The 26,185-nt window shown below is 41.0% G+C and carries 21 protein-coding genes; 9 read left to right on the plus strand and 12 right to left on the minus strand.

Annotated elements, in window-relative coordinates:
• Positions 1-357 precede the first annotated feature (357 nt).
• The gene (locus HGR01_RS00150) at positions 358-972 is read right to left on the minus strand and encodes a hypothetical protein (protein ID WP_045867750.1); all 615 of its coding nucleotides are present in this window, start codon (positions 970-972) and stop codon (positions 358-360) included.
• 202 nt (positions 973-1,174) lie between these two features.
• Here HGR01_RS00150 and HGR01_RS00155 point away from each other — a divergent pair, with 202 nt between their 5' ends.
• Positions 1,175-2,668: an NACHT domain-containing protein gene (locus HGR01_RS00155; RefSeq protein ID WP_045867751.1), complete on the plus strand. Its 1,494-nt coding sequence runs from the start codon at positions 1,175-1,177 to the stop codon at positions 2,666-2,668.
• Between the two features lie 44 nt (positions 2,669-2,712).
• Here the strand turns inward: HGR01_RS00155 and HGR01_RS00160 are convergent, their stop codons facing one another.
• The 4 genes from HGR01_RS00160 to HGR01_RS00175 form a co-directional block, all read right to left on the minus strand.
• A complete protein-coding gene (locus HGR01_RS00160; RefSeq protein ID WP_045867752.1) occupies positions 2,713-3,450 on the minus strand; it encodes a Uma2 family endonuclease in 738 nt (245 codons plus the stop codon).
• Between the two features lie 192 nt (positions 3,451-3,642).
• Positions 3,643-4,521, minus strand: coding sequence for an NAD(P)-dependent oxidoreductase (locus tag HGR01_RS00165; protein WP_045867753.1), 879 nt, complete (start codon positions 4,519-4,521; stop codon positions 3,643-3,645).
• A 418-nt stretch (positions 4,522-4,939) separates the two neighbouring features.
• Positions 4,940-6,166 carry a class I SAM-dependent methyltransferase gene (locus HGR01_RS00170; protein ID WP_045867754.1) on the minus strand — a complete coding sequence of 409 codons (1,227 nt, stop codon included), beginning with the start codon at positions 6,164-6,166 and terminating at the stop codon, positions 4,940-4,942.
• A gap of 345 nt (positions 6,167-6,511) precedes the next feature.
• On the minus strand, positions 6,512-6,901 hold the full coding sequence (locus HGR01_RS00175) for a VOC family protein (protein WP_045867755.1): 390 nt from the start codon (positions 6,899-6,901) through the stop codon (positions 6,512-6,514).
• A 41-nt stretch (positions 6,902-6,942) separates the two neighbouring features.
• Between HGR01_RS00175 and HGR01_RS00180 the strand changes: the two genes are divergently transcribed.
• Positions 6,943-7,398, plus strand: coding sequence for a hypothetical protein (locus HGR01_RS00180; RefSeq protein ID WP_045867756.1), 456 nt, complete (start codon positions 6,943-6,945; stop codon positions 7,396-7,398).
• A gap of 13 nt (positions 7,399-7,411) precedes the next feature.
• On the opposite strand, the gene HGR01_RS00185 is transcribed toward HGR01_RS00180, so the two are convergent.
• Entirely contained in the window at positions 7,412-7,951 is a 540-nt protein-coding gene (locus HGR01_RS00185) for a GAF domain-containing protein (RefSeq protein ID WP_045867757.1), read from the minus strand.
• A 192-nt stretch (positions 7,952-8,143) separates the two neighbouring features.
• Here HGR01_RS00185 and aroC point away from each other — a divergent pair, with 192 nt between their 5' ends.
• From aroC to HGR01_RS00215, 6 genes are all read left to right on the plus strand, one after another.
• Positions 8,144-9,244 carry a chorismate synthase gene (gene aroC / locus HGR01_RS00190; protein ID WP_045867758.1) on the plus strand — a complete coding sequence of 367 codons (1,101 nt, stop codon included), beginning with the start codon at positions 8,144-8,146 and terminating at the stop codon, positions 9,242-9,244.
• A 546-nt stretch (positions 9,245-9,790) separates the two neighbouring features.
• Positions 9,791-10,015, plus strand: a complete 225-nt coding sequence (locus HGR01_RS00195) for a hypothetical protein (RefSeq protein ID WP_194007821.1) — start codon at positions 9,791-9,793, stop codon at positions 10,013-10,015.
• A 101-nt stretch (positions 10,016-10,116) separates the two neighbouring features.
• The gene (locus tag HGR01_RS00200) at positions 10,117-10,371 is read left to right on the plus strand and encodes a SemiSWEET transporter (RefSeq protein WP_045867759.1); all 255 of its coding nucleotides are present in this window, start codon (positions 10,117-10,119) and stop codon (positions 10,369-10,371) included.
• Positions 10,372-10,506: 135 nt separating this feature from the next.
• Positions 10,507-12,153, plus strand: coding sequence for a B12-binding domain-containing radical SAM protein (locus HGR01_RS00205; RefSeq protein ID WP_045868811.1), 1,647 nt, complete (start codon positions 10,507-10,509; stop codon positions 12,151-12,153).
• A gap of 11 nt (positions 12,154-12,164) precedes the next feature.
• Entirely contained in the window at positions 12,165-12,353 is a 189-nt protein-coding gene (locus HGR01_RS00210) for a CPXCG motif-containing cysteine-rich protein (protein WP_045867760.1), read from the plus strand.
• Between the two features lie 268 nt (positions 12,354-12,621).
• Entirely contained in the window at positions 12,622-13,089 is a 468-nt protein-coding gene (locus HGR01_RS00215) for an SRPBCC family protein (protein WP_045867761.1), read from the plus strand.
• Positions 13,090-13,569: 480 nt separating this feature from the next.
• Here HGR01_RS00215 and HGR01_RS00220 read toward each other — a convergent pair whose 3' ends face one another.
• The 4 genes from HGR01_RS00220 to ilvD all read right to left on the minus strand — a co-directional run bounded on the left by HGR01_RS00220 (position 13,570) and on the right by ilvD (position 21,613).
• Positions 13,570-15,237, minus strand: a complete 1,668-nt coding sequence (locus tag HGR01_RS00220) for an iron uptake porin (protein WP_045867762.1) — start codon at positions 15,235-15,237, stop codon at positions 13,570-13,572.
• Positions 15,238-15,998: 761 nt separating this feature from the next.
• The gene (locus HGR01_RS00225; RefSeq protein ID WP_045867763.1) at positions 15,999-18,737 is read right to left on the minus strand and encodes a cation-translocating P-type ATPase; all 2,739 of its coding nucleotides are present in this window, start codon (positions 18,735-18,737) and stop codon (positions 15,999-16,001) included.
• A 102-nt stretch (positions 18,738-18,839) separates the two neighbouring features.
• A complete protein-coding gene (locus HGR01_RS00230) occupies positions 18,840-19,373 on the minus strand; it encodes a hypothetical protein (protein ID WP_155538928.1) in 534 nt (177 codons plus the stop codon).
• 536 nt (positions 19,374-19,909) lie between these two features.
• The gene (ilvD, locus tag HGR01_RS00235; RefSeq protein WP_045868812.1) at positions 19,910-21,613 is read right to left on the minus strand and encodes a dihydroxy-acid dehydratase; all 1,704 of its coding nucleotides are present in this window, start codon (positions 21,611-21,613) and stop codon (positions 19,910-19,912) included.
• Positions 21,614-21,717: 104 nt separating this feature from the next.
• On the opposite strand from ilvD, the gene HGR01_RS00240 reads away from it, so the two are divergent.
• Positions 21,718-22,599 carry a LysR family transcriptional regulator gene (locus tag HGR01_RS00240; RefSeq protein ID WP_045867765.1) on the plus strand — a complete coding sequence of 294 codons (882 nt, stop codon included), beginning with the start codon at positions 21,718-21,720 and terminating at the stop codon, positions 22,597-22,599.
• A 149-nt stretch (positions 22,600-22,748) separates the two neighbouring features.
• Here the strand turns inward: HGR01_RS00240 and HGR01_RS00245 are convergent, their stop codons facing one another.
• Together HGR01_RS00245 and HGR01_RS00250 are read right to left on the minus strand one after the other, a co-directional pair.
• On the minus strand, positions 22,749-23,966 hold the full coding sequence (locus tag HGR01_RS00245) for an ABC transporter permease (protein ID WP_045867766.1): 1,218 nt from the start codon (positions 23,964-23,966) through the stop codon (positions 22,749-22,751).
• Positions 23,967-24,121: 155 nt separating this feature from the next.
• A complete protein-coding gene (locus HGR01_RS00250; RefSeq protein WP_045867767.1) occupies positions 24,122-25,585 on the minus strand; it encodes an efflux RND transporter periplasmic adaptor subunit in 1,464 nt (487 codons plus the stop codon).
• Between the last annotated feature and the right edge of the window lie 600 nt (positions 25,586-26,185).

Here is a 26,185-nt window from a genome sequence, read left to right on the forward strand (position 1 = left end):
ATTTTGACTGCCTTTGTAAACTAGTACATTAAAACTACATCTACACAAAAATTCAAAAGTTGGCTACGTATTTCCGGACATTTTTATCTATTCAAGTGTAGTCTCTGTAACTTTTGTCAGCCACTCAGATGATTTTTAGGCAAGATTTATACTTAAAGGCTGAGAAAGCAGACGCGGAGGTAGAGATAGCGAAGGTGCGGAAAAAGGAGAAAGGTTAAAGGGGAAAGGGAAAATGCCAAACCTTTCCCCCTTTCCCCTTGACCTTTTCCCGACTTCTGCAAGAAGTCTATTCTCCACGTCAAAGCGTCTCAACTGCTCCGCATTGATTCTGATGCTCATTTTTTGATTGCAAGATGACTATAAAACTCCGACAGTCCTAGCAGCAGAAATTACATCGTCTATCTGCCCAAACTTCAAAGCTTCGATGGGGGTTAGCCCGTTTAAAGCACTGTTGGGTTTAGTTAGCCAACTAATTTTTGATAAAGCAGGAACATTGAGAGCCTTTAAAACATCAGGTAGCCCAGCGATTACTCCATCTGGCCCCTCCGGATCGAATTGCCAGGTGGGAAATTTCCAAACTCCGTTATCTTGAACGGCAATTAGACTATTCTTTTTTAAGCGATCGTGTGGTGTCTGACGGGTCGTGTTCAACAAATCGGCTACTTGTGGAGCCGTTAATGAAGATTTAAGTAGTTCTTGTCTCCATTTAAAATTTCTCGTCAGAGCAGCCAGTTCTAATTTACTATGCTCCTCATTGCTGATTTGATCAGCACCAAGCTTGGCAGCAAAGTTGATTTCAGCTTGAGAATACTTTGGCTTGATATTAGTAGGCGTTAAACGTTCAGCTAAACATTTTATTTCCTCAGGTTGTAAGGAATTGAGATAATCCTGAAATTCTCTAGCGATGCGCTCTAGTGCTTGTTTCACATATTTTCCGGTAGGAGCGTCAATCGTGACGTTAATGCCGCTCATAATCCCTCCTTCGCCGACCACATAACATAATATTCACTTCTTCATGTAAGAGATGTCAAATACCTAGATCTCTAGATTCGCACTCTCATGTATGATTTACAATCATTCTTGAGCATGATTTAGGTATGACTTATGAATGACTTATGTATGATTTTACTTAAAAGTAGTAATATAGTTAACAAAATCATTTGAGATAGAGGTAATGACTAGGCGATCGCTCCAAGCATCGGCTAAGGGAATTAGTAAGGCCGAAGCTGCTTTAATTCGTAATTCCTTGACGCAGCAGGGGTTAGCCGGAGAACTGGGAATTAGCCGCCAGCCAGTTACCAAGTTTTTTCAAGGTAAACCAGTTGATCGCTATATCTTCGTGACAATTTGCGAAAAGCTGAATCTCAATTGGGAGGAAATTATCATCTCCTCATCCTTCCCGGAGGTAGAACAGCCAGCCAGCGTTAGTCAGATGCAAAGTTTGGTACAGATCCTCCGCGAAAAAGTCCACGACAGTATTCAAAGGCGTTGTGGGGTGATGCGGGTGCTAGATATGGAACAACCAAGAAGGTTGGATACTATCTACACTCAAGTCAATATTTGGCAGAGGGTAAGTGCATACAGGCGGCTAGATATTGCGGAGATATCGCGAAATTTTGAGCCAGGGAAGTATAACTGCTTTAACTTAGGTAGTTTACAACAACCGCGCCGACCAGCCTTAGAAGCCGTAGAAAGCCACGATAAATTGATGATTTTGGGGAAACCGGGAAGCGGGAAAACGATATTTTTAAAGTGGTTAGCCATTCAGTGTAACTTAGGCGAGTATAGAGGCGATCGCGTCCCGATTTTTATTCATCTCAAAGACTTTGCAGAGGCGAGGGAGCAACCAAACTTATTAGAGTACATCACAGAACAGTTTGAAGAATGCGGGGTTACCATATCTAACGCAGTGCTAAATCTGTTAACAGAGGGTTTAGCATTTGTTTTATTGGATGGGTTAGATGAAATTCAGGATGCAGATTTTGAACGAGTTGTAAGAGATATTCACAGGTTTACAACCAGATTTTATACCAATCGCTTTGTAATTACTTGTAGAGTTGCGGCACGCAAATATATTTTTGAACAGTTTACAGAAGTAGAAATTGCTGATTTTGATGAGCAGCAGATGTCTGAGTTTGTCACCAAGTGGTTTCAGGAAGAAGCATCAACAAAAGCAGAATATGTTTTACACAAGCTGCAAGAAAATCAATCTCTGCAAGAGTTAGCGAATAATCCTTTATTGCTTACATTTTTATGCTTATTTTTTACAGAAGTCACAGATTTTGAACAATCAGAAATTTATCAAGAAGCCTTGAATATATTAATTAAACAATGGAATGAGCAGCGTTATATTCAACAAAATGGAAGTAATCAGCAAATTTCTACACAGCTAATCGAAGAATTATTAAGTGTAGTTGCCCAAAATACTTGGGACAGAAGAGAGTATTTTTTTAAACAAGAAGCGATTGAGAAGCAGATTTGTGAATATATTCAGAATTTATCTGATAGTAAAAGAAATTTGAATTTAGCGGAAATTGATAGCGAAGCACTTCTCAAGTATATTCAAGCTCAGAATGGGTTATTAGTAGAGAGAGCAAAAAGAATTTACTCTTTTTCTCATATTACATTTCAGCAGTTTTTAGCCGGTAAACACAGAAGATACTTTTGATGTAGTTTTAACTTTTGACTTGTTGGTGAGCGATCGCAATCTCATCAAATATTATCTGGATCGATTCCCAATTCTCTGAGCTTGGCTGCTAATCGTTCTTTTTGTTGACGTTCGGCTTGCGCCTGTTGTTGAGCTAGTTCTCGCTGTTGACGTTCGGCTTGAGCAACTTCCTCTGCAGTTGGGTAACGAGTACCTGTTTCGTCATACCAATACAACGCCTCTCGTTGAATTGTGCCAGAAGTGTAACGCGATCGCCCAATTCCCAATCCAATTTCTGCCATCCAAAAGGGTTCGCCTATTTGCAGTTGATATTCGCCATCAATCAATTTATACATTTCAAAGGGTTGATGTTGGTCGCGTCGCCAGTACTGCGGATTGTAGATAATGTAGTACAGGACACCTAATTTGGCATAGATATTGAGCTTATTATCATATTCATCACCGGGTGTTTTGGAAACTACTTCCAAAACCAACTTAGGTACAATGTTTTCTTCTTCCCAAACTACATAGCTTGAGCGCGATGTATTTGCTTTTCGCCGTTGCACTCCTAAGCTCAAAAAACCATCGGGAACTACTGGTACTAGATGGCTCACTCCGGTTGTGTGGTAAATACCCATATCTACCCCAAAAAACCAGTCATTCCTGTTTGCCCAAATTGACTCTAGGAGAAACAGTAGTAAATTAGGAATAAAATTTTGATCCTCGTTATCCACTGGCATATCGTCCGAACAAGGCAGTTCAGCGCTGGTTGGCAGAGCATGATATGGTTGAGACTTTACCATAGGTCATTAATTATGGTCGTTTGCCCAATAGTTCAATTTTAGGCGATCGCATTTCACTGTATTCAATTTTCGTATTCAATTGCCCCAAAATACCAGCGATGCCGCTATACAATCAACAATAAGTCAGATAGCGGACATCATTTAGTTCTTTATATTTAATTTTTAATTCCCCTCAGAGTTTTGGCTCAATTACTACTCCCAACGTCCTTCTTCCCAGGCTTTGATAGCGTAAAAAACAGCGGAATAATCATCATTAGCAAATGACATTTTCATTGCTGAGTGTAAGATTTGCCGCACACCTTTAATACTGCTAACATCCAATTCAACTGTTTTAGCTTCATTGATAAATAAGTCTGTATCTTTCAACAAATGTTTAGTGGGGAAATTGGGATTGGCAAAATTTCCATCTAACATTCGTGCCAGCTTTTTATCAAAAGTAGGAGCGTAAAGTACACTTTCCCGCAGGATTTCCATGAATTTTTCTACGTCAATACCCTGACGCTGCACAAAAGCTAAACTCAACGCAAAGCTAGTTGTCAGCGAAGCAATTAGTTGATTAAGTGCCAATTTGACAGACGCAGCAGCGCCTACAGGGCCTACTAATCGAGGTTCCGGGCCAAAATTCTGTAGTAAATTTAAGTAGCGCTGAAATTGATCTTCACGAGCGCCTACCATGACAATGAGTTTGCCTGTTTGTGCTTCTGGAATACTACCTAAAACAGGTGCCTCTAGATATTCGCCACCAGCAGCCACTACCGCATCTCGAATTTCTTGGCTTTCTGTGGGTGTAATTGTCCCCATTTGGATAACAGTACGTCCTGAAAGAGTCCGCCAGGAAGTGTCAGAAAGCAAGACACTATAAATAGCAGCAGCATTAGTGAGCATGAGAATTATGCAATCAGCAGCACGAATTGCATAGCGGGGATGTGTCGCAATTTCTGCACCAGCTGCTTGTAGTGGTGCTAATTTTTCTGGGGTGCGGTTATAGGCAACTAACTCTATATTTGCAGCTAATAGCCTTTGGGCCATCGGTAGTCCCATTAGTCCAGTTCCCAGAAATGCCACCTTCATTGTTTACGTTCCTTTGGTACAGCAATCGCGTTTCCATTATCAGTTAATAGTTAACAGCTAACAGTTACCAGTTAACAGTGTTGACTGATAACTGGTAACTGAATACTGATTCCCGGATGGTGATTAGCCACCTGCGGCAAAAGTTGCCATAATCACAACCGACAGTAAAATACCGGGAGTCAGTAGTGTTATTAGCATTAACAAGTCATGAGTACTCATAATTTTTAATTCCTGATGCTCTAGTTCTCACTGTAACAGTGTTACTTAGTCTCTGAAGACTAGTACGGGATTACATAGAGTTTTAAGTTTTCAGCGTAGGGTGACAAGAATTGGAGAGACGCGATAAATCGCGTCTGTACAAGAATCAAAATTTATTTGTATAGTTCTCTTCTTCCATTACCCATTCTCCAACCTACTTTCACTCTGGCACAGTTAATCCTTTGAGTGATTGCGATATGGCTTTGTCTTTTAATCCTTTGCTTTGAACTAAGACTCCAAAGCCACCGAGTCCTAAAGGGTTAAGAAGTTCATGTAGAGATTCTCGCCGCCGCAACAATTGTGAAATTGATTGTTCTTGATGCGAAAGGGCAGCTATGCGAGTGCCTAACCCTAAAGCCATCAAAAATAATCCTTGCTGGGTAAAACCGACTTTATCTAAACCACAGCGATCGCCCCATCGCTCCAAAGCAGTAAAATCAACATGAGCTGTAATGTCTTGTTGCCCAATGTTGACATAAGGATTGTCATGGTGCCGATGGTGATAATAGCACTGTAACGTTCCTTGCGATCGCCTGGGGTTATAGTAACGACTAGCGGGGTAGCCATAATCAATTGTTAACACATAGCCACACTGCAAGCGGTCTGCCACTATACTCAACCAATCTAGAGCAGCTAAATTAATCTCACTACGGTAGCCATCTGTATAAGCACCTTTGGTAATTTCGATTTCCACTAAATCGAAATATTCTGCTAACCGAGGCGTAGAAGGTTCCCCGGAAATTTCTACAAATGATGATGGAAAAGATAGGTTAGCAGCCGCAGATGAGAAAGTTGGTAGAGGTGAAACATCAATATCTCCCTTTCCCCTGGTTGTCACATAAATTTCTCGCAGTTCCCCTACTTCTAGAATAAACTGATGTACTGGCAATGCATCCACCAATTCATTAGAAAAAAAACAACCTGTAATGGAATTTGGTGTTATTTCCTCTAAATCGCACCACTGTACAGAGAAATCTTGTAAAGTTTGCTGCTGTTCTTGCTTAAGTGATGGCGATTTCTCCACAATGATATATTCCAAGGCGGCAAAAAACTTGGAATAGTTTTGCTGACAGTAATTAAGGATATGTGACGCTAACAGTCCTTGCCCTGCTCCCATTTCTACCAGAGAAAAGGTATCAGGTTGCCCTAAAATTTCCCACATCTGCAGAAATTGTTCTGCTAGTAATTCCCCAAAGTCATTGCCAAGATGGACAGAAGTAAAAAAATCACCACCCTCAAACCCAATTTTGACTGCATTGCTGGAATAATAACCATGTTCAGGATGATATAACACCATATCCATGTATTCAGCAAAAGTAATTCGCCGTTGGGGACTAGTTTGAATACGATTAGCAATAGCTTTACAAAGTGCCTGATTAGAATCCATAAAATTTTGTGTGGAGTGAGACTATCATTATTAATTTGATTATCAATTTTTAATTTAAAACCAACTTGGCTTGATAGTCTGCAAAGTTTCAGACTTAATTTGAATATACTGATTTAAATTACACTGGATTTCAGGCTAATGAAGTCAATGTAGGATGCGTTAGCGACAGCGTAACGCATCCACATTTATTAGAAAATTCATTTTTTAGTATTTTCTAGGAACACAACATATTGTGACGTTACAATTATCTGTAACTGTTTTTTATGTGTGTTTTGAATTAGGGAAGCAAAACTCAAGATAATTCTAGTCAAAGATTGGCTATTTTAAATAGTATTGTCATTTTTATTATCCACTGACTAATGACACCAGTACACCATTAATATCGCGGACACGAGCCAGCATTTGTCCACCAGCTTGACGTTTTGGTGCATCTAATGATTTTGCACCTGCTCCCAAGGCTCTCATATAAGCAGTAGCAACGTCAGGTGTGATCAATGAGATTTGGATTAAGGAAGGCGCTTGTATAATATCGTTAGCATAGAAGCCATTAGGAAATAAAGTTTGGGCTTCATTAGTTGAGGAAAAAGCTAGTGTAGTTTCCCCAGTTTCCATTTCTGCCCAAGTAACTTGATTCTGCTCCCGAATCTTGCGACGAACAAGACCAAAAGCTTTTTCGTAAAACTCAACGGTCTTCATCACATCATCTACCCAAATAACTGTATAACCAAATTTCATCTTTGTTTCTCCTAAGCTATAGTTGCTCTAAATGCAAAGATATGTGGAAAAATCAAAAACTTATATTATTAATACCTTTATTCTTAGTTTCTGGTTGTTTAAAGTTTGGTAATAACTACAGTTCTAAGAATGGGCAAGAACCCCCTTTAGAGGTAATAGAAAAGTGGTTGGGTGCGCCTTTACCTAGTAATTATTCAGATTTAAAGTATGAAATTATTAGTGATACTCCCGATCCACAAGTCAGAATAGCTGTCAATGTCCCAAAGGAATATTTTCAAACTTTAATTAATGAGAAAAATTTAGTCAAATATGACGACTTGAAAAACAAACTACCTGATGACTTGAAGCCAAGAGAATGGCAGGAAAGCAATCAAACTAAAGATTTCATTAAAAAACCGATGCCCAGCACCACAATATGGATAACGAAAAATGAGTTTTATCCTAAATATCTTTGGTATCAACAACAAAGATTATATCTAGTTTATGTATCAAGATAAGCAAGCAACCTATTTAACTTTCGACGATACAAGGTGCAGTTGCTAAAGTATTTGCTGCTGTTTGCATCTGTTCAATATCTGATAGCGACCAAACATGAGGCGCTTGACAGTGATGGGCTACTAATAATCCCCATAACCCTTTAGGTATCAAAACTGGTACTACTAAATTGGCGCGCACCTGCAAACTGCGGAGAAAATCTTTGTGGCAATCATGCAATGATTCTAATTCAATATCCGCGATCGCTCTGACTCGTCCTGCTAAATACAAATTGGCATAGTCTTGGTTAAAACAATTATCTGGCCCTTTGGAACCAAAAATCGAGTATTCACTAGAGGCTACAGATTCCGCAGTTACCTGCCCATGCCATTTGCCGTAAAAGTAATATAAAACTACGCGGTCAACCTGAAGCGCATCTCTCAGTTGGTTAATCGTTTCTCTAACTAATGCATCTCGCTGCATTGTGATGACTAGACGGTCTAGCACCCTTTGCAAACCCTGCTCATAATTACTTTGTGGGCTGGGGTCAAATTCTGAGAAAGAATGAATTTGCACAGACCTAAAATTATAGGTGGTTCAGTAAGTTTTGCTGTTAATCAAGAATTATCAGCTGATGATTACAGAATTATAGTCATTCATTTGACAAAATAATACCATTGCAGGCCAGTGGTAAATCCTAAAGGAAAAATTAACTTTGATCAGAACTATAGGTAAAATACATAAGCCTGGTCTATTTTTTTCAATATCATGGGCAATACTTTTGGTCATCTATTTCGCGTTACTACTTTTGGAGAATCCCACGGCGGCGGTGTGGGAGTTGTGATTGATGGTTGTCCACCGCGACTGGAAATTTCGGCTGAGGAAATTCAAGTAGAGCTAGATAGAAGACGGCCAGGACAAAGTAAAATTACCACACCTCGTAAAGAAGCCGATATCTGCGAGATATTATCTGGAGTGTTTGAAGGTAAAACTCTAGGAACTCCGATCTCAATTTTGGTGCGAAATAAAGATACTCGTCCCCAAGACTATGATGAGATGGCTCAGAAGTATCGCCCTTCCCACGCTGATGCAACTTATGATGCCAAATATGGGATTCGTAACTGGCAAGGTGGCGGTAGGTCGTCAGCACGTGAGACAATTGGCAGAGTCGCTGCAGGTGCGATCGCTAAAAAAATTCTCCGTCAACTTGCAAATGTAGAAATTATCGGTTACGTCAAGCGCATCAAAGACTTAGAAGGCGTAATTGATCCCAACACTGTCACTTTAGAACAAGTTGAAAGCAACATCGTTCGCTGTCCCGATGGAGAGTTGGCAGAACGCATGATTGAATTAATTGAGCAAACTGGTAGACAAGGCGATTCCATCGGTGGTGTAGTCGAATGTGTAGCGCGGAATGTACCCAAAGGTTTAGGCGAACCAGTCTTTGATAAATTAGAAGCAGATATTGCCAAAGCTGTAATGTCTCTTCCTGCTAGCAAAGGTTTTGAAATTGGTTCTGGTTTTGCAGGAACGCTGTTAACAGGAATTGAACATAACGACGAATTTTATATTGATGAAAACGGTGAAATTCGCACTGTAACAAACCGTTCTGGCGGGATTCAGGGAGGAATTTCTAACGGAGAAAATATAATTTTGCGAGTTGCATTTAAGCCGACAGCGACAATTAGAAAAGAGCAAAAAACAGTAACCCGTGAAGGCGAAGAAACTGTATTAGCAGCTAAAGGAAGACACGATCCTTGCGTGTTACCTCGTGCAGTTCCAATGGTAGAAGCAATGGTGGCCTTGGTTCTGTGCGACCATTTATTACGAAATCATGGACAGTGTCATGTGTTGAGTCCTGAGTCCTGAGTTCTGAGTCTTGAGTTAAAGTCATAACTCAAGACTCAAGAATCAAATCGAAGTACAGTAATTACAACTGAATCAGCTGCAATATTTCTCCTATATAAATTTGAATGTTCTGACATAATGCAGTTTTAGCCATAAAAATACGCATTAAATTTGAATATTACTGCATAAAATACGTCATTATTTAAACTAGGTTGCATTGCCAAAATAACAACGCATGACCAATACAGTTCAGTTAAGAAAATTAATTGAAAACAAAACCAAAAAACTAGTTACTCCACAAAAAACTCAACAATAAGTTTGGAGGGGGTTTGGGGGACGCAACCGTCACCCAATCGGGGGTTTGGGGGAGAATCCCCCAAATGAGCTAGCTTTTTAGACAACTAATAAATCAATCACTAATATTGGTAGGGGAAATGTGCAAAAACAAGCAATTGATGAACTCCTCCTACTAATCCTTTCAGAAAAGCCGCGTTAGAATTACTGTACAACTTGCAACAAAACTTACAATTTACTCAAAGTCAAGATGAAGATGACAGGGAATTGGTTATGCGATTAGCACTACTTTATCAACAAGACCGCGAACAAGCTACACAACAAGGAATTGAACAAGGAGAACGTCTAGTAGTAGAAAACTTACTTAAAGTTCGCTTTGGTGAATTAGATAACAAACTGCAAGCTATCATTTCACCTTTATTAACGTTACCTCCAGAAGAGTTTACTCCCTTACTCTTGCAGTTATCTCGTGAAGAATTAATTTCTCGATTTAGCTAAAAAACTACCAATTTTAAATATATCTAATTATAGTAGGGTGTGTTAGTGCCGAAAGTATAGCACTGCAACACATCATGCCATTATTTCATAGGGTTGCATTAATGGATTTTATTACAGTTTTAGGACTAGTAGCCGCTACATTAACTACAGTGGCTTTCTTACCACAAATGTTTCAAACATGGAGAACAAAGTCAGCAAAAGATGTTTCTTACATAATGCTAATTACATTTAGCAGTGGTTTATTTTTATGGTTAATCTATGGCATTTATCTCCAAGCTTTGCCCATTATTCTTGCTAATACCGTATCTTTATTTTTTAACCTGATAATTCTATCGCTTAAAATTAAATATAGATAACCCTACTGCACCCTGAGACTCAAAGTCTAGGGCTAGAAAACAAAATCCACCTGTGCAGACTTCTATTGAACCCTACTGAGGTGGTTTTTGATTGTGTAGGTATGAATTATGACAAATCTCCCCAAGCGATCGCCTGTGACATCATCTGTATTTTCTGCTGAACGACTTTTATTTACCCCCAGTACCCCCAACACTGACGCTATCCCGCTAATTTTTGCTTTTCCCAATGAGTACACCGTGGGGATCACTAGCCTGGGATATCAGGTGGTGTGGGCAAATTTGGCAATGCGTGATGATGTGCAGGTGAGTCGCCTGTTTACTGATATTCACGAACAACTGCCAATAAATCCCGAAATTGTCGGATTTTCTATTTCTTGGGAATTAGATTATGTAAATATCTTAAATTTACTAGAATCTTTAGAAATTCCGATTCGCGCATCTTTGCGGGAGGATAGTCATCCGCTAATATTTGGTGGTGGCCCAGTTCTCACTGCTAACCCGGAACCTTTCGCAGATTTTTTTGATGTAATTTTGCTAGGAGATGGGGAAAATCTGCTGGGAGATTTTATTACAGCTTACAAAGAAGTTAGGAATGCTTCTAGAATAATTCAACTGAAAACTCTGGCACAAATCCCAGGAATTTATGTTCCGAGTTTGTATGCGGTAGAATATCACGCCAAAGATGGTGAAATAAAGTCAATTACACCAATTGATGCAGAAATTCCTGCCATAGTGCAAAAGCAAACTTATCGGGGAAATATTCTCTCAGCCTCAACTGTGGTGACAGAAAAGGCAGCATGGGAAAATATTTATATGGTGGAAGTGGTGCGGAGTTGTCCAGAAATGTGCCGCTTCTGTTTGGCTAGTTATCTGACGTTACCATTTAGAACTGCAAGCCTTGAAGGTTCTTTAATTCCTGCCATTGAAAGAGGCTTAAAAGTTACCAAGCGGTTAGGTTTATTAGGTGCTTCTGTAACTCAGCATCCAGAATTTGAGACGTTGTTAGATTATATCAGTCAGCCCAAGTATGATGATGTCCGTCTTAGCATTGCCTCAGTACGCACCAATACAGTTACTGTACAGCTAGCAAAAACTCTGGCACAACGAGACACGCGATCGCTTACCATTGCTGTAGAAAGTGGTTCGGAAAAATTACGCCGTATTATCAACAAAAAGCTGCATAATGACGAAATTATTCAAGCCGCAGTCAACGCCAAAGCCGGTGGCTTATCGAGTTTGAAACTCTATGGAATGGTTGGGATTCCTGGCGAAGAACCAGAAGATTTAGAGCAAACTGTGGCAATGATGCGTAATGTTAAAAAAATAGCACCAGGATTGCGGTTAACACTAGGATGTAGCACCTTTGTACCCAAGTCCCATACACCATTTCAATGGTTTGGTGTAAATAAACAAGCCGAGAAGCGGTTGCAGATGTTACAGAAACAGCTAAAACCCCAAGGCATAGACTTTCGCCCAGAAAGCTATAATTGGTCTATTATCCAAGCTTTGTTATCGAGAGGCGATCGCAGACTCTCTCACTTATTAGAACTTACTCGTAACTTTGGCGATTCTTTAGGCAGTTACAAACGCGCTTTTAAACAACTTAAAGGACAAATCCCAGACTTAGATTTTTACGTCCATACTAATTGGTCAACAGAGCAAATTTTACCCTGGAATCACTTGCAAGGGCCGCTACCGCAGTCTACACTACTTAAACACTTGGCTGAGGCGACTAGTCATTTTGACTCATCCCCAAAAGAACTTCAGCCATTAAATTCATAACGTACAGATTAATGGAAACAACAGCTGAGTATTACTGCGCTTATTGCGGGGAACCAAACTTAACATTTATTGATTTGAGTGCTGGTGGACAGCAATCTTATGTAGAAGATTGTCAAGTTTGCTGTAACCCCAACATTTTGTATGTGCGAATTGATGAAGACACTCTAGATATTGAGATTGACACCGAATACGACGGTTAACAATTTGTAATTGCTTTATAGCAACTACAACAAACATAACGGTGCGATTATATAAGATTGGGAACTCCAAAACATAAAAATAACTGCTGGAAGTTGCTGGCTGATAACTGTTGACCGATGACTGTTGACTGTGAACAGTAGTATATTTTTAGATTTGGAACTTCCTTTGGTATTGCACCAAATTTTTAATTACGAATTACGAATTACGAATTACGAATTACGAATTACGAATTAGTAATTATTTGTTGAATTTTAGGTTTGTGTTTCCATGCTGCAGTTTAAACATTCATCTGTGATTAATGCACCACCAGAAGTAGTGTGGAGATTTCACGAAAGAACAGATATTTTGCAAATGCTAACTCCACCTTGGCAACCAGTGCAAGTAGTTCGCCGTGAAGGGGGGTTGGAGATAGGCGCTATCACAGAATTTCGTCTTTTTCTTGGGCCTGTTCCTTTAACTTGGTTAGCACGTCATACTCAATGCGAAAAAAACCGGCTATTTGTTGATGAACAAATTTCTGGGCCTTTTGAAAGTTGGGTACACAGGCATGAATTTGAACTTGAAAATGGTAAGACTAGATTGACTGATGCCATTTCTTTTTCTTTGCCTGGAGGTCAAACATTAGAATTGTTTAGTGGTTGGTTAGTCCAAGGACAATTAGAAGCGATGTTCCGCTATCGTCATTATATAACAAAAAGAGAGTGCGAAAATTCATCTAATATCATGTCCAGTTGAACAATTATCGTATCTGTGAAGGTTGGTAATGGGTAATGGGTAATGGGTAATGGGTAATGGGAAAGAAAAATACAGTTTAACAATTATCAATGACCAACAAGACCAACCATATCGCAAGTAATTAGCCGGACTTGATATAACATTTATATTTGAGTCAATACAGTTCAGTTAAAAAATAAATTGACAACAAAAATAATAATTTTGGAGGGGGTTTGGGGGACGCAACCGTCCGAAGTTTTGTGGAAGGAAACCTTCCCCACAAACTTCACCCAATCGGGGGTTTGGGGGAGAATCCCCCAATTGAGCTAGCTGTTTCCACAAGTATCTTATCTGAACGGTATTGATATTTGAGTTGTGGCTTGTTGACAATAGCTATCATTTTTATGAGCGTAGGGTAGACACTATTGGATCTTGGGTTCAAACCCTAACGATCGCAAGTGCCCACCCTACAAAAATTCCTGATATTGAGGAATCGGTGTTTTAGAAGGTGAAAGTGGTTCTCAAAGTACCAATGATGGCATTATCGCTATTAGCAACTTGACCAGGACTGGTTAACCAAATTAACCCAGGGGTAATGGAGATATTATCGCTGACACGATATTTATAGAAACCTTCAATATGATAAGGGCGATCGCCTCCAAGACGACCTAAGTAGGGTTGAGCACCCGCAAAAATTCCTAAAACGTTGCCTTGTCTGCCGAAATCTGGTAAAGCTACACCAAGACCATAGCTCCAAACTTCATCATTGTTGTTGCCTACGACGCTGCTAATATCGCTGTAAAGCACAAAGCCACTAATCGAGAGTTTGTTACTAGGTTTGAAAGCGGCTTCAAAACCATAGGAATTACTGTTATATGGGTTACCACCACCAACTAAATTGGCCTGTGCAGTACCCACTACACCAACATTTCCGGCTCCGCCTAGGTCAAATAAAGCAGTTCCAGCATTATGATAACCGTGGACGTAGGTAGCAGCAAAAGACAGGCGATCGCCTACGTTTAAGTTCAATTGCGCTAGAGCTGCATAGTTACCTTCAAATAAACCAGCGCGTGCTCCTGGGTTGTTTCCTTGGGATGCCAAATAACCTACAGTTAATGAAGGTTGGAAAGCAGCATTACTCTTACCAAAAACAAAATTAACGCCACCACCTACACCACCGCCAATCCGGTAAATTGGGCTTTCAGATGCAAAGGTAGATAAAGCACCGTTACCACCATCAAAACCTTCAAAATAAGGATTGAGGGTAGGAGCGTAATCGCTGTGAATACCACCACTGGCTGCTATATATACTTGGGAGTTACCCAGTGGGAAGTAATAAGACAACCAATCTATAAACGCACTATTATTGGTACTAGGGCTAAGATTAAAGGTTTGAGTACCTTCAAATGTGCCATTTGGCAAAGTTAATCCAGTGGAGTTACCAGCCGCAATCCGGGTGTGTAAGGTATCTTTACCCGTGAAGCTACTTTGTAAATCTAAACGTACCCTATTTTGAAATACAGTGTTGTTATTGTCGTTATCACCAAAGTTATCGGTAACTGCAAAAACTGCCTCACCTACTAACTTGGTTGTAGTAGAAAATTGATTGGCTTCTAGTTCTGCAGTCCGTGCTTCTAAAGAATCTACTCGACCACGTAAAGTTGCTAATTCTGCAGAGAATTCTTCTTGTAAACGCTGCAGGGTAGCTAAATCTTGTTTTGTTACCAAGTCAGCTGTTGCTGTGGCAATTAGTTCATTAACTCTATCTAAACAAGCATTCAAACCTGCAGCAAATTCATAACGAGTTAAAGCCCGATTGCCTCGGTAAGTTCCATTAGGATAACCCGCAATACAACCGTAGCGTTCAACTAAAGATTGCAAAGCTTGAAATGCCCAATCTGTTGGCTGTACGTCAGAAAATTGAGAAACTGACGTAACTTGAGACATTGAATCTTGGCTACTAACTTCACTTACTAAAACTCTATTCTCATCAGTTTTAGCTTGAGCAAGTAATTGCTGATTAACGTTTGCTTGCTCTGTGGCAATTCCTGCTGCTTTTGAGTCAGAAGCGTTTAATATTTCTGCTGCCATCACACTGGATGAAGCCAACGCATTCGCACCTAAAAATACTGGAAGTAATACCAGATTTTTCCACAATCTATTAGACATATTTCCGTTTTCCTCTCCACGAAATGCGCCTAACTAATTGCTATAAACAGCAATTAATTAAGTTCTTTCTGCACACCTATAAAGTAAGATACGTTACATTGTTTCGCTGTATAAAGTCAAGTCCTAGCTTATGGAATCTAGACAAATGACTTGCACTTTCATAGCCTTTATGCAACGGCTATTTATCTGTAATTTCTACAACTTTGACCAAATGCAACATTTATCAAGGGTTATTAAGAGCTATTTGCATTTAGATGAGCAATAAAGAGCAATTTACTCTTGCTATCTAATGTAAAACCCAGATTTTTTGCCCATGATATTTGTATCTATTATGCATAAAACTTAGTGATTTTATACACAAATTTAAACTTTTTTATGCAAAAAATTCATTTTAATGATGCAGAAGTATCAACGGCAATATTTTGTAGCGAAATTTACAGAAACTTAAATTTTAAAATATGAAAATATCACTCACTTGTATCGATTATAAAGAGTAAAAATTTTCAATAAATAATAATACCTAAATCTAGCCAGAAAATATTGTTTGATATTGATGTAAATACTGCTTCTATAAGGCTGGACTAAAATCAAATTTTTACAACCTTGGTTTATTGCAGTCATATTTGATATAGGGAATTGGTGTTTGGTCATTTGTCATTGGTCATTGGTCATTTGTCCCCTGCTCCCAGCCCCTTTGCTTTTCCCAATCCCCCTCATCTTCCTCGTCCCCCTCTGCTCCCCCTACTTCCCCCAGAAATCCCTTAGTCAAGTGGATCGAAACGCTGCAAGATGAGCGCTATCAATATGACTGGCAAACCTACAGCTACACAAATTAGAGCTTGGGTAAATGTTAAAGGTGTGGTGCCAAAAATTTGATTCATGATGCTCCACTGACTGAACAGACATTGTAAAGTGACTACAACCACAATGCCAATTACAGGGGCGTAGGCTATGGGTTTGCGTTTACCTTGAATTTTGGCAATTACAGATGGTACAAACTGGCTAATGCTGAGTAGATAAAATACTTCTGCTGCTACTAACCCATTAATCGCCATTGTGCGGGCTAAGGCTTCATTATCTGTAGTTTGCAGTATCCATTGAAAAACGCCAAAAATTACCAGCCAGTTGAAGAGAGAAATTGCCAAGATACGCTGGAGTAAGCTACCCGATAACAGCCTTTCTCTGGGGTTGCGTGGTGGTTGTTGCATCACCCGTCGAGATTTTGGCTCAAAGGCGAGGGGAACAATCAAACCTACTGAACTCACCATATTTAGCCAGAGAATTTGAATTGGTAAGATAGGAAGCGCGATCGCTAGGAAAATGGCAATCAAAATTGTCATAGATTCGCCAATGTTGATGGGTAGCAAGAAGGCGATCGCTTTGCGTAAGTTGCGATATACTCCCCGCCCTTCTTCTACAGCGGCTTCAATGGCGGCGAAGTTATCGTCTGTTAACAGCATATCTGCAGATTCTTTAGCAACTTCTGCCCCAGCTAAACCCATCGCTACACCAATATCTGCTTGCTTGAGGGCTGGCGCATCATTGACACCATCTCCAGTCATCGCCACAATTTCACCTTGATGTTGCAAGGCTTTGACTAAACGCAACTTTTGTTCTGGCGCAACTCGCGCAAATACCCTACCTTGCTCCGCTGCTTGGCTGAATTCGGCTTCATCCATCTGAGCTAATTGCTTTCCTGTAAAAACCTGTGCTTCAGCCGAGCAAATTTCCATTTGGCGAGCGATCGCTCCAGCTGTGAGTGCATGATCGCCGGTGATCATTTTCACTTGGATGCCAGCAGATTGACAAGCAGCAACAGCCGCGATCGCTTCTTCACGAGGCGGATCGATGATGCCTTGAAGTCCTAAAAATACTAGTCCGGTATCGATATCATGACGCTCTAAGGAACGCTGACCAGCAACTTTTTTGCTGGCGAAGGCTAGCACTCGTAAACCTTGCTTTGCCATCTGCGCTACTTCCTGTTCTATAAGCGCAGGATTGAGTGCAGTTTGTTGTCCTTGAGCATCGAGCTGGCGATCGCAGCGTTGGAGAATCGCCTCTACCGAACCTTTGACATAAATCACATTTTGTCTTTGCTGATTATCTAATTTATGCAAAGTCGCCATGTATTGGAATTGAGACTCAAAGGGAATAGTATCGATTCTCGGCAATTCTTCTGGGGTTAATCCCGCTTTATTAGCCGCCGTAATCAATGCTCCCTCGGTGGGAGTTCCTACTAAACTCCACTGTTCGTCTTTCCATTCAATGTGAGAATCGTTGCACAGCAATCCAGCAGCTAGGGTTTCTCCAAGAGCAATCTGTCCCTCTGTATAGACATCAACAGGCTGGCGATTCAGCAAAATTTCACCATCGGGAGCATAACCAATACCGCTAACGGTGTAGTGTTGTTCACCTGCGTAAATCTGCTGCACTGTCATCTGATTTTCGGTTAACGTGCCAGTTTTGTCAGAGCAGATAACGGTTGTACTTCCCAATGTTTCCACAGCAGGTAACTTGCGAATAATCGCGTTACGTCGCGCCATACGGGAAACACCAATGGACAAAATCACTGTGACAATTGCAGGTAAACCCTCGGGAATGGCGCTAACAACGAGCGCTACAGCAGCTTTGAACACATCAATCCAAGATTCGCCTTGTCCTAATCCAACTGCAAAGGTGAGGGCAGCTAAACCTAAAATGGCATACAGTAAAGTTTTGCTTAACTTGTCAATATTCCTGGTGAGTGGTGTTTTCAACCCCGTGCTACTTTCAATTAACTGCGAGATGCGTCCTGTTTCAGTAGCATCTGCGATCGCTACTACCATCCCTTCGGCTTGACCAAAGCTGACAAAACTGCCAGCGTAAGCCATATTGTTGCGTTCGGCTAAGGGTGTGTCTACAGCCAGCGATGCAGTTGTTTTTTCTACTGGAACCGATTCTCCAGTTAAAGCCGACTCATCAACTTGTAACTCACGCACAGTTAATAGCCGCAAATCTGCAGGTACTTTATCCCCAGAGGCTAACAGTACCAAATCCCCTACCACAAGTTCAGTGGAAGCCAAACGAGTTTTTTGACCATCGCGAATCACAGTAGCTTCTGTAGTCACAGCTTGAGATAGAGCTGCGATCGCATCTTCTGCTTTGGATTCTTGAATGTAGCTAATAATGACATTAATCAGGGTGACGCTAAAAATCACTCCTGCATCTATCCAATCTCGTAATAGTAAAGTCACCACTCCCGCCGCTATTAATATATAGAGTAGTGGTTGATGAAATTGCTCGATAAATTTTAACCAAGGGCTTTTTCTCGCTTGAATATTCAGTTGATTGGCACCCATCTGTTGATGCCGCTTGGTTGCTTCTTGATGGCTCAAGCCGGCTTCTGAATGACTAACTAAGGTTTGCACAACCTCTATTTCTGGTAGAGTATGCCATTCATAATTGATTACATCTTTTGTTAGATGGGAAGAATTATTTGTATTGATGGTATTCGCTGGCATTTCTACATCCTGATTTAACTATCTATTGCAGTAATTTATCCTTCAAATTCCTCAGCTTTAATTTCTGTTAAAATCTGTATTTTTTAGTTCAAATCGCTGTATCTACAGTAATCTTTTGCTTAGTTCATAAATATGCCACTCTCGCACACCCCAATAGCGAAGAATATATTCTGCTTGCTGAATTTCGTCTGCTGTCCCCTCTACCTTCACCAAAAAATCTTCCCTAGGCTGCCAAAGTTTAACTTGCTTTTCGGGAGCAACCCAACCTTGAAATGCACCGCATAAACTACCAAATATTGCACTTGCTCCACCCGCCAGTAGTGTAGTTAAAACAGATTCAACTGCTAATACAGGGCCAAAACCGGGAATCATTAAAATACCAAGTCCGGTGGTAACTGCTAACACTCCTCCTGCTGTCCCGCCTGTAATTGCACCTACTTTAGCTCCTTCAATAGGAGTCACAATTTGATTACCAGAATGAGTATTGTGCAACTTTTTTTGTTTTGATTCCGTAGCAAACATAGAAATTTTTTGCATAGGAAAGTCAATCGCTATCAGTTCATCAAGCACTTGTGTTACAGCCTGACGGTTAGAAATAATGCCTATAGCATTTTTTATGGAATTGGCATTCATCATAACTTCTACCCCTGAAAATAATTAATTTAAAAAATTAGCGTTATTTAAATATAAATAGGTAAAATAATATTGATTTGTTCAAAACTCTCTTTTATTCCTGATTCGCTTCATCAGTGATGATTTTAAGGAATTGAATAGGAATGCTATAATTTCCCAACTGCAGAAAGAACTGTAGAGTTAAGCATGAGTTTTAACCCTCAGTTCGATTATTTTTACTCACATCCTTTTTTTAGGATTACAGACAAATGTGAATGAAAAGTGAGCGCGGATGCTCTTGAAAAGAATATCTATGAGTTAAGTAACGCATCCAGGCTGAGAATGCGGTGCGTTACTAAAATACTGCATAAAAAAACTCTTGTGGGATGGATGTCTCACCCGTCCAGGGCGGACAAGATGTCCACCCCACAAGAAAAAAACATTTTAGCTGTGTCAATGCGTTACGAGACTAAAAAGATTTTGGCTACACATGAACTATTGGTAGGAACGCACAAATTTACGCCCCTACCAATGATGTTGTATTCTATTTTCAAAACGCTCTACTTCAATAAATCCAAATCTGTGACAGCACCAACACTGCTGGAGGAAACTAACTTAGCATATTTGGCTAAGGTACCTTTTGTATAACGAGGTGGACGAGGTTGCCATTTAGCGCGACGATTGGCTAATTCTGCATCGGAAATATTGATTTGCAGTAAGCGAGAATGAGCATCGATAGTGATGCGATCGCCTTCTTCAACTAAAGCGATCGCACCACCAACAGCGGCTTCGGGAGCAACATGACCAACTACCATCCCGTAAGTCCCGCCGGAAAAGCGTCCATCGGTAATTAACCCAACTGCATCACCTAACCCTGCACCAATAATTGCGGAGGTGGGTGCTAGCATTTCCCGCATTCCTGGGCCGCCTTTGGGGCCTTCATAGCGAACAATAATCACATCGCCAGCTTGGATTTTATTTGCCAAGATAGCATCTAAGCATTCTTCCTCGGAGTCAAATACCCGCGCTGGCCCGGTAATACAGGGATTTTTAACTCCGGTAATTTTAGCTACTGCTCCCTCAGTAGCGAGATTGCCTTTGAGGATGGCTAAGTGACCTTGAGCATACATCGGGTGATTCCACGGACGAATCACATCTTGATTGCTGAGTGGTTCATCGGGGATATCTGCTAAAACTTCAGCGATAGTTTTACCTGTAATGGTGATACAGTCGCCGTGGAGTAAACCATGCACAAGTAACATCTTCATGACTTGGGGAATACCGCCTACTTTGTGTAAGTCTGTAGCCACATATCTACCGCTAGGTTTCAAATCGCACAACACAGGGACGCGACCACGGATAGTTTCAAAGTCATCTAGACTCAGTTCTATACCAGTTGCGTGAGCGATCGCGAGAAAATGTAATACAGAATTTGTGGAACCACCCACAGCCATAATTACAGAGATGGCGTTTTCTATAGATTTGCGGGTGATAATTTGTCTGGGTAAAATTTGATTGCGAATCGCTTCTACCAATACTTTGGCTGATTTTTCCGTACTATCAGCGATTTCATCATCTTCAGCTGCCATTGTAGAAGAATAAGGCAAACTCATTCCCATCGCTTCAAAAGCAGAAGACATGGTGTTGGCTGTATACATCCCTCCACAGGAACCAGAACCCGGACAAGCTTGGCGTTCAATGGCTAATAGTTCATCTTCGTCAATTTTATTGGCGCTATATTCACCGACAGCCTCAAAAGAACTGACAATAGTCAAATCTTTACCCTTGTGCTGTCCGGGTTTGATGGTGCCACCATAAACAAAAATAGCAGGGATATTCATCCGAGCGATCGCAATCATTGCCCCTGGCATATTCTTATCACAACCGCCGATGGCAATCACACCATCCATACTTTGACCATTACAGGCGGTTTCAATGGAATCAGCAATGACTTCTCGTGACACTAGGGAATATTTCATCCCCTCGGTTCCCATAGATATGCCATCACTAATTGTAATTGTGCCGAACATTTGCGGCATTGCCCCAGCTAGTTTAATTCCCTCTTCGGCTCTTTGTGCGAGGCGATTAATTCCCATGTTGCAGGGAGTAATGGTGCTGTAGGAATTCGCCACACCCACAATAGCTTTATTAAAATCCCTATCTTGGAAGCCGACTGCACGCAGCATCGCTCGATTTGGCGATCGTTGTACCCCTTGCGTGACTGCTTGACTGCGAAAATTTTCGGTAATTGTTTTCTCAGACATTGCTTTAGCCTCGTTCAACATGGTTGTACGAGTATGATATGTAGACTTTTTTGAGATGTCCAATATATATTTATTTAAAATTGATATCTTTTAAATATAAAAAAATGGAACTACGACACCTGCGTTACTTTATTGCTGTAGCTGAAGAACTACATTTCAGTAAAGCCGCAGAAAGGCTGCATATAGCGCAACCGCCTCTCAGCCAACAAATTCAGCAGCTAGAAGCAGAACTAGGAGTAGAACTTTTTCATCGCAAAACCAAGCGACAGGTACAGCTAACAGAAGCAGGTAAGGTTTTTTTACAAGAAGCTTATGGATTACTACTACAACTAGAAACTGCGATCGCACTAACTCAAAGGATTGGTAGAGGCCAAACTGGTCAACTACGAATAGGATTTACGAGTTTGGTAATCTATGAATTATTACCCTCAATTTTGCGCCAATTTCGCGAGCAATTTCCCGAAGTAGAACTAGTATTACGAGAGTTAACTACAAGTCAACAAGAGCAAGCGCTTCGAGATTCTCTAATTCATGTAGGTTTTGCTCATCCACCTTTAGAAGATGAGAAGCTATCTTATCAATCTATTCACCAGCAAACTTTAGTTGTAGCTTTACCGTCAAATCATTCCTTAGCTCAAACAGAACATATTCAGGTGCAGGAATTAGAGGATGAGCCTTTGATTATGTTTCCTCGTTATCTAGCACCCGGACTTTACGATTTGATTATGAGTCTTTTTAGGCAGAGAAATATCAAACCTCAAGTTACTCAGGAAGCGGTTCAAATGCAAACTATTATTGGTTTAGTATCGGCGGGAATGGGTGTGGCAATTACACCATCTGTTCTACAAAATCTGCAACGTTCTGGTGTTATTTATCGCCCTTTACTAGAAGCAGCACCCGTCATAGAAACTGCTATCATCTGGCAGAAAAATAGTCTCACACCTCTTGTAGAGAATTTTTTAAAATTCACCCAGCAGTTTATCTAATACAAATTCAAATCATGTTTGCGACACATCAATATATTCTAGAGGGCAAGGCAATGCCTTGCCCCTACAATCTGTCGCATTTTTTTCAAATTGATATGAGTAAATTAGTTGTGTTTTAATTTGAATTTTGAATTCGGAGCGTAGCGGCGCTACGCGCTTCTCAAGGCGACAATTGGGTCAAGTTTAGCGGCGCGACGTGCGGGTACGACACCAAAGAATAAGCCAATTCCGCCAGAGATACCAACAGCCATTGTAATTGCTACGGGAGAAATGCCAGCTTGTAACGGTGTTAAGGCTGCAACTAACAAAATTCCACTCACACCTACACCAGTACCTACCAAGCCACCAATTGCAGAAACAATTACCGCTTCAATCATGAACTGTAGCAAAATATCTTGCTCTGTTGCACCAATCGCTTTTCTCAATCCAATTTCTTGGGTGCGTTCGGTGACGGATACTAGCATGATGTTCATGATCCCAATACCACCGACAAACAAAGATATGCCTGCGATCGCAGCTAGCATAATTGTGAGTGCGCCTGTAATTTGTCCGACTGTTTGCAAAGCATCTTTTTGAGAACGGATGGTAAAGTCATCTTCCCCAGTAATTTTGTGGCGTTGGCGTAGTAAATTGGTAATTTGAAACTCTGCTGCATCAACGCTATCGGCATTTTTCGCAGAAACAACAATATAGCTTAACTCCAAACCGTAGGGAGAAGTCCGCCCAATTAAGCGATTAGCTGTGGTGATAATCGGTACTAAAGCTGCATCGTCGTAATTCACGCCTAAGTTAGAACCTTTGGCGGTGAGTACGCCTATCACTTGAAAGCTAGTATTTTTAATTCTTAATTGCTGTCCCACAGGATTAGCACTACCAAACAGTCTTTGGGCTAAATCTGCACCCAATACCGCAACTTGGTTGCTGCGCTTCATATCGATGTCAGTAAAAAATCGCCCTTTGGCGGTTTCAAAATCCCTAACTGTCAAGAACGTGGGAGTGGTGCCAATGATATTAACATCGGTATTGCGATTGCGGTAAGTAACAACTTGGCGGCTATTTAATTCCGCCGTCACATTTGCAACTGTGGGTACTTGAGTGGCGATCGCTTTTGCATCTTCCAAAACCAAAGTTTTTGGTACATCCCTAGAGATGCGTTGCGTTTCTTGGTTACCGGGAATCACAAATAAGATATTAGGCCCCAAAGACTCCAGTTGTTGCGAAACATACTTTTGTCCACCTTCGCCAATCCCAATCATCGCAATCACCGAAGCGTTACCAATGACAATTCCCAGCATGGTAAGCGCGCTGCGTAACTTATTCGCCAGCAGGGTTTTCCCCGCCATTTGGATACTTTCTAACAGGTTCATGGTTATTTGTCATTTGTCATTTGTCATTTGTCATTTGTCATTGGTCATTGGTCATTGGTAATGGGTAATTGGTGTTTGTTTCCCTTTCCCCTTTCCCCTTTCCCCTTTTCCCCTTTCCCCTTTTCCCCAGTCCCCAGTCCCCAGTCCCCAGTCCCCTACTTACCCTTTGCCTTTTCGATTTTGTAATCCTTCGGTGGGTTTACAAAAATGCGATCGCCTGTTTGTACGCCTTCTAAAACCTGGGTTTGGTCTTGGATTTGTGCGCCGACGGTGACTTGGCGGAATTGGGGTTTATTGTTTTCGTCAGGGATGAGTACGCCAGTTTGCCCTTTTTCGGTGACAATGGCGACGGTGGGTATAACTAAAGCATTGTTGACGCGATCGCCTAAAAAGGTCAAATCTACATTTAAGCCAGAACGCAGTTTATCTATCCCTGTATCTAATGCAACTCGCACTTGGAAGGAAGTTACACCTTGTTCCACTACTGCTTCTGGTGCAATGAGGCGGACACGACCTTTAAATACTTGGTCGGGATAAGCATCAGCAACAATTTCTACCTGTTGTCCTGGTTTAATTCTGCCAATGTCGGTTTCAGGAACCTGCGCTAAAACTTCTAAACCGCGCGCCACGGCGACAATAGAGCTAGATGTGGCTGATGCACTACTAGAAGCGGAAGTTGTGGGTGTGACAAATGAACCCACATTAGCGTATTTTTGCGTAACAATACCGTTAAAAGGTGCGCGAATTTCTGTATCTGCAAGCCTGACTTGGGCGGCTTTTAATTGCGCTTGGGCGGCTTTGACTGCGGCTTGGCGTTGAGCAATTTCCTCAGGACGGCTACCATTTTGTAACAGTACTAAAGCGGCGCTGGCTTCGGTAACGGCTGCTTCTTTCGCGTCGATTTCTTCGCTACGAGTTCCACTTTGCAACAGAGATAGGCGTTTTTGCGCTTCTTCTAAAGCAGCTTTGGCGCGGCTATTTTCGCTAACGTACTGATCGAGCTGATCTTGAGAAGTTGCTCCTTGTCTAGTTAATTCCTGATAGCGCACTACCCGCGCTTGCGTTAAATTAACCTGGGCTTTTGCAGATTCTACTTGCGCTTGCGCCTGTCCAATTTCTTGAGCGCGATTACCCGCACGGGCTGCGGCTAGTTGTGCTTGGGCTTGCGCTAAACGTGCTTTTGCTTGGGCGATTTCTTGGGGACGACTTCCCGCCCGCGCTTCATCGAGTTGGGCTTGGGCTTGGGCGATATTAGCCTGGTACTGCAGGATTTGCGCTTGAATTTCGCCAACATCCATGCGGGCGATTACTTGCCCTTTTTGCACGCGATCGCCTTGTTCAACATATAATTCACCCAATACCCCAGGATTTTTGGGACTGATATTTACACTTTGAACTGGTACTACCTTCCCACTCGCTGTAATCCGCAGCGTCACAGTTTGGGTTTCTACAGGAACAGTTAGTTGAGATATATCTTGTTTAGTATTTCCCCGATTCACCAAATTATAAGTAGTAGTAGTGCCCACAACCAAAGCACCAGCTGTTATTAACCCTATCAGCCAGCGCATGGGATACTTAATTTTTTTGCCAATTACGGGGATTTCTATGTGCGTATTCATGATACCAGCCGATAAAGATTGTTTTGCTGGAATAGCTGTTATTTAATGAGCTATTACTGCAATTTAGAAGGAAATAAAGTTCAGAATAAAGGTTATATATTAATCAACGACCTCAAGATTCATTTGCTCAGTTATTACATATTAAGATACCTTCATATTAGCTATTCACTTCTTTGCGTGGCTTCACCTGACTGGGTGACTCAAAATCAGGCTGAAGTATGAATTGTGAAGTCTGAAGTAATATAAAAATTCTGCCCTAAGCTTAATTATCCTAGACTCTATCGGACTCATATTTGATTTTTGAAGTTCACGTATTTCAAGTGCGAAAGCTGAGATTTTTTCAGAAATCAAATCGGATTCCTATATTTCTGGTTTTTATCCGCGTTTATCGGCGTATATTAGCGGTTAATTGCTCTTAAATTAGATTTTAGCCACAAAATTCTCATGCTCATGAATGAAAACATAAATATGCTTTCATCCCTAATTGAAATATTGCTTTTTTATTCAAATTTTGCTGCAATATTTCATAGAAAATAAAATTAGCACAGCCTATCCTACAAACAACATTCAGAATTAGGGGCATGACATTCAGACAATTTC

The organism is Tolypothrix sp. PCC 7712, assembly GCF_025860405.1.
GTDB classification, from domain to species: Bacteria; Cyanobacteriota; Cyanobacteriia; order Cyanobacteriales; family Nostocaceae; genus Aulosira; species Aulosira diplosiphon.

Bases quoted from the DNA above. Each gene is read 5' to 3' on its own strand.
- HGR01_RS00155 (WP_045867751.1), top strand. From the start codon at position 1,175: ATGACTAGGCGATCGCTCCAAGCATCGGCTAAGGGAATTAGTAAGGCC.
- HGR01_RS00165 (WP_045867753.1), bottom strand. From the start codon at position 4,521: ATGAAGGTGGCATTTCTGGGAACTGGACTAATGGGACTACCGATGGCC.
- HGR01_RS00220 (WP_045867762.1), bottom strand. From the start codon at position 15,237: ATGTCTAATAGATTGTGGAAAAATCTGGTATTACTTCCAGTATTTTTA.
- HGR01_RS00210 (WP_045867760.1), top strand. From the start codon at position 12,165: ATGGAAACAACAGCTGAGTATTACTGCGCTTATTGCGGGGAACCAAAC.
- HGR01_RS00170 (WP_045867754.1), bottom strand. From the start codon at position 6,166: ATGGATTCTAATCAGGCACTTTGTAAAGCTATTGCTAATCGTATTCAA.
- HGR01_RS00195 (WP_194007821.1), top strand. From the start codon at position 9,791: ATGCGATTAGCACTACTTTATCAACAAGACCGCGAACAAGCTACACAA.
- HGR01_RS00160 (WP_045867752.1), bottom strand. From the start codon at position 3,450: ATGGTAAAGTCTCAACCATATCATGCTCTGCCAACCAGCGCTGAACTG.
- aroC (WP_045867758.1), top strand. From the start codon at position 8,144: ATGGGCAATACTTTTGGTCATCTATTTCGCGTTACTACTTTTGGAGAA.
- HGR01_RS00150 (WP_045867750.1), bottom strand. From the start codon at position 972: ATGAGCGGCATTAACGTCACGATTGACGCTCCTACCGGAAAATATGTG.
- HGR01_RS00180 (WP_045867756.1), top strand. From the start codon at position 6,943: ATGTGGAAAAATCAAAAACTTATATTATTAATACCTTTATTCTTAGTT.
- HGR01_RS00215 (WP_045867761.1), top strand. From the start codon at position 12,622: ATGCTGCAGTTTAAACATTCATCTGTGATTAATGCACCACCAGAAGTA.
- HGR01_RS00230 (WP_155538928.1), bottom strand. From the start codon at position 19,373: ATGATGAATGCCAATTCCATAAAAAATGCTATAGGCATTATTTCTAAC.
- ilvD (WP_045868812.1), bottom strand. From the start codon at position 21,613: ATGTCTGAGAAAACAATTACCGAAAATTTTCGCAGTCAAGCAGTCACG.
- HGR01_RS00250 (WP_045867767.1), bottom strand. From the start codon at position 25,585: ATGAATACGCACATAGAAATCCCCGTAATTGGCAAAAAAATTAAGTAT.
- HGR01_RS00225 (WP_045867763.1), bottom strand. From the start codon at position 18,737: ATGCCAGCGAATACCATCAATACAAATAATTCTTCCCATCTAACAAAA.
- HGR01_RS00175 (WP_045867755.1), bottom strand. From the start codon at position 6,901: ATGAAATTTGGTTATACAGTTATTTGGGTAGATGATGTGATGAAGACC.
- HGR01_RS00240 (WP_045867765.1), top strand. From the start codon at position 21,718: ATGGAACTACGACACCTGCGTTACTTTATTGCTGTAGCTGAAGAACTA.
- HGR01_RS00245 (WP_045867766.1), bottom strand. From the start codon at position 23,966: ATGAACCTGTTAGAAAGTATCCAAATGGCGGGGAAAACCCTGCTGGCG.
- HGR01_RS00200 (WP_045867759.1), top strand. From the start codon at position 10,117: ATGGATTTTATTACAGTTTTAGGACTAGTAGCCGCTACATTAACTACA.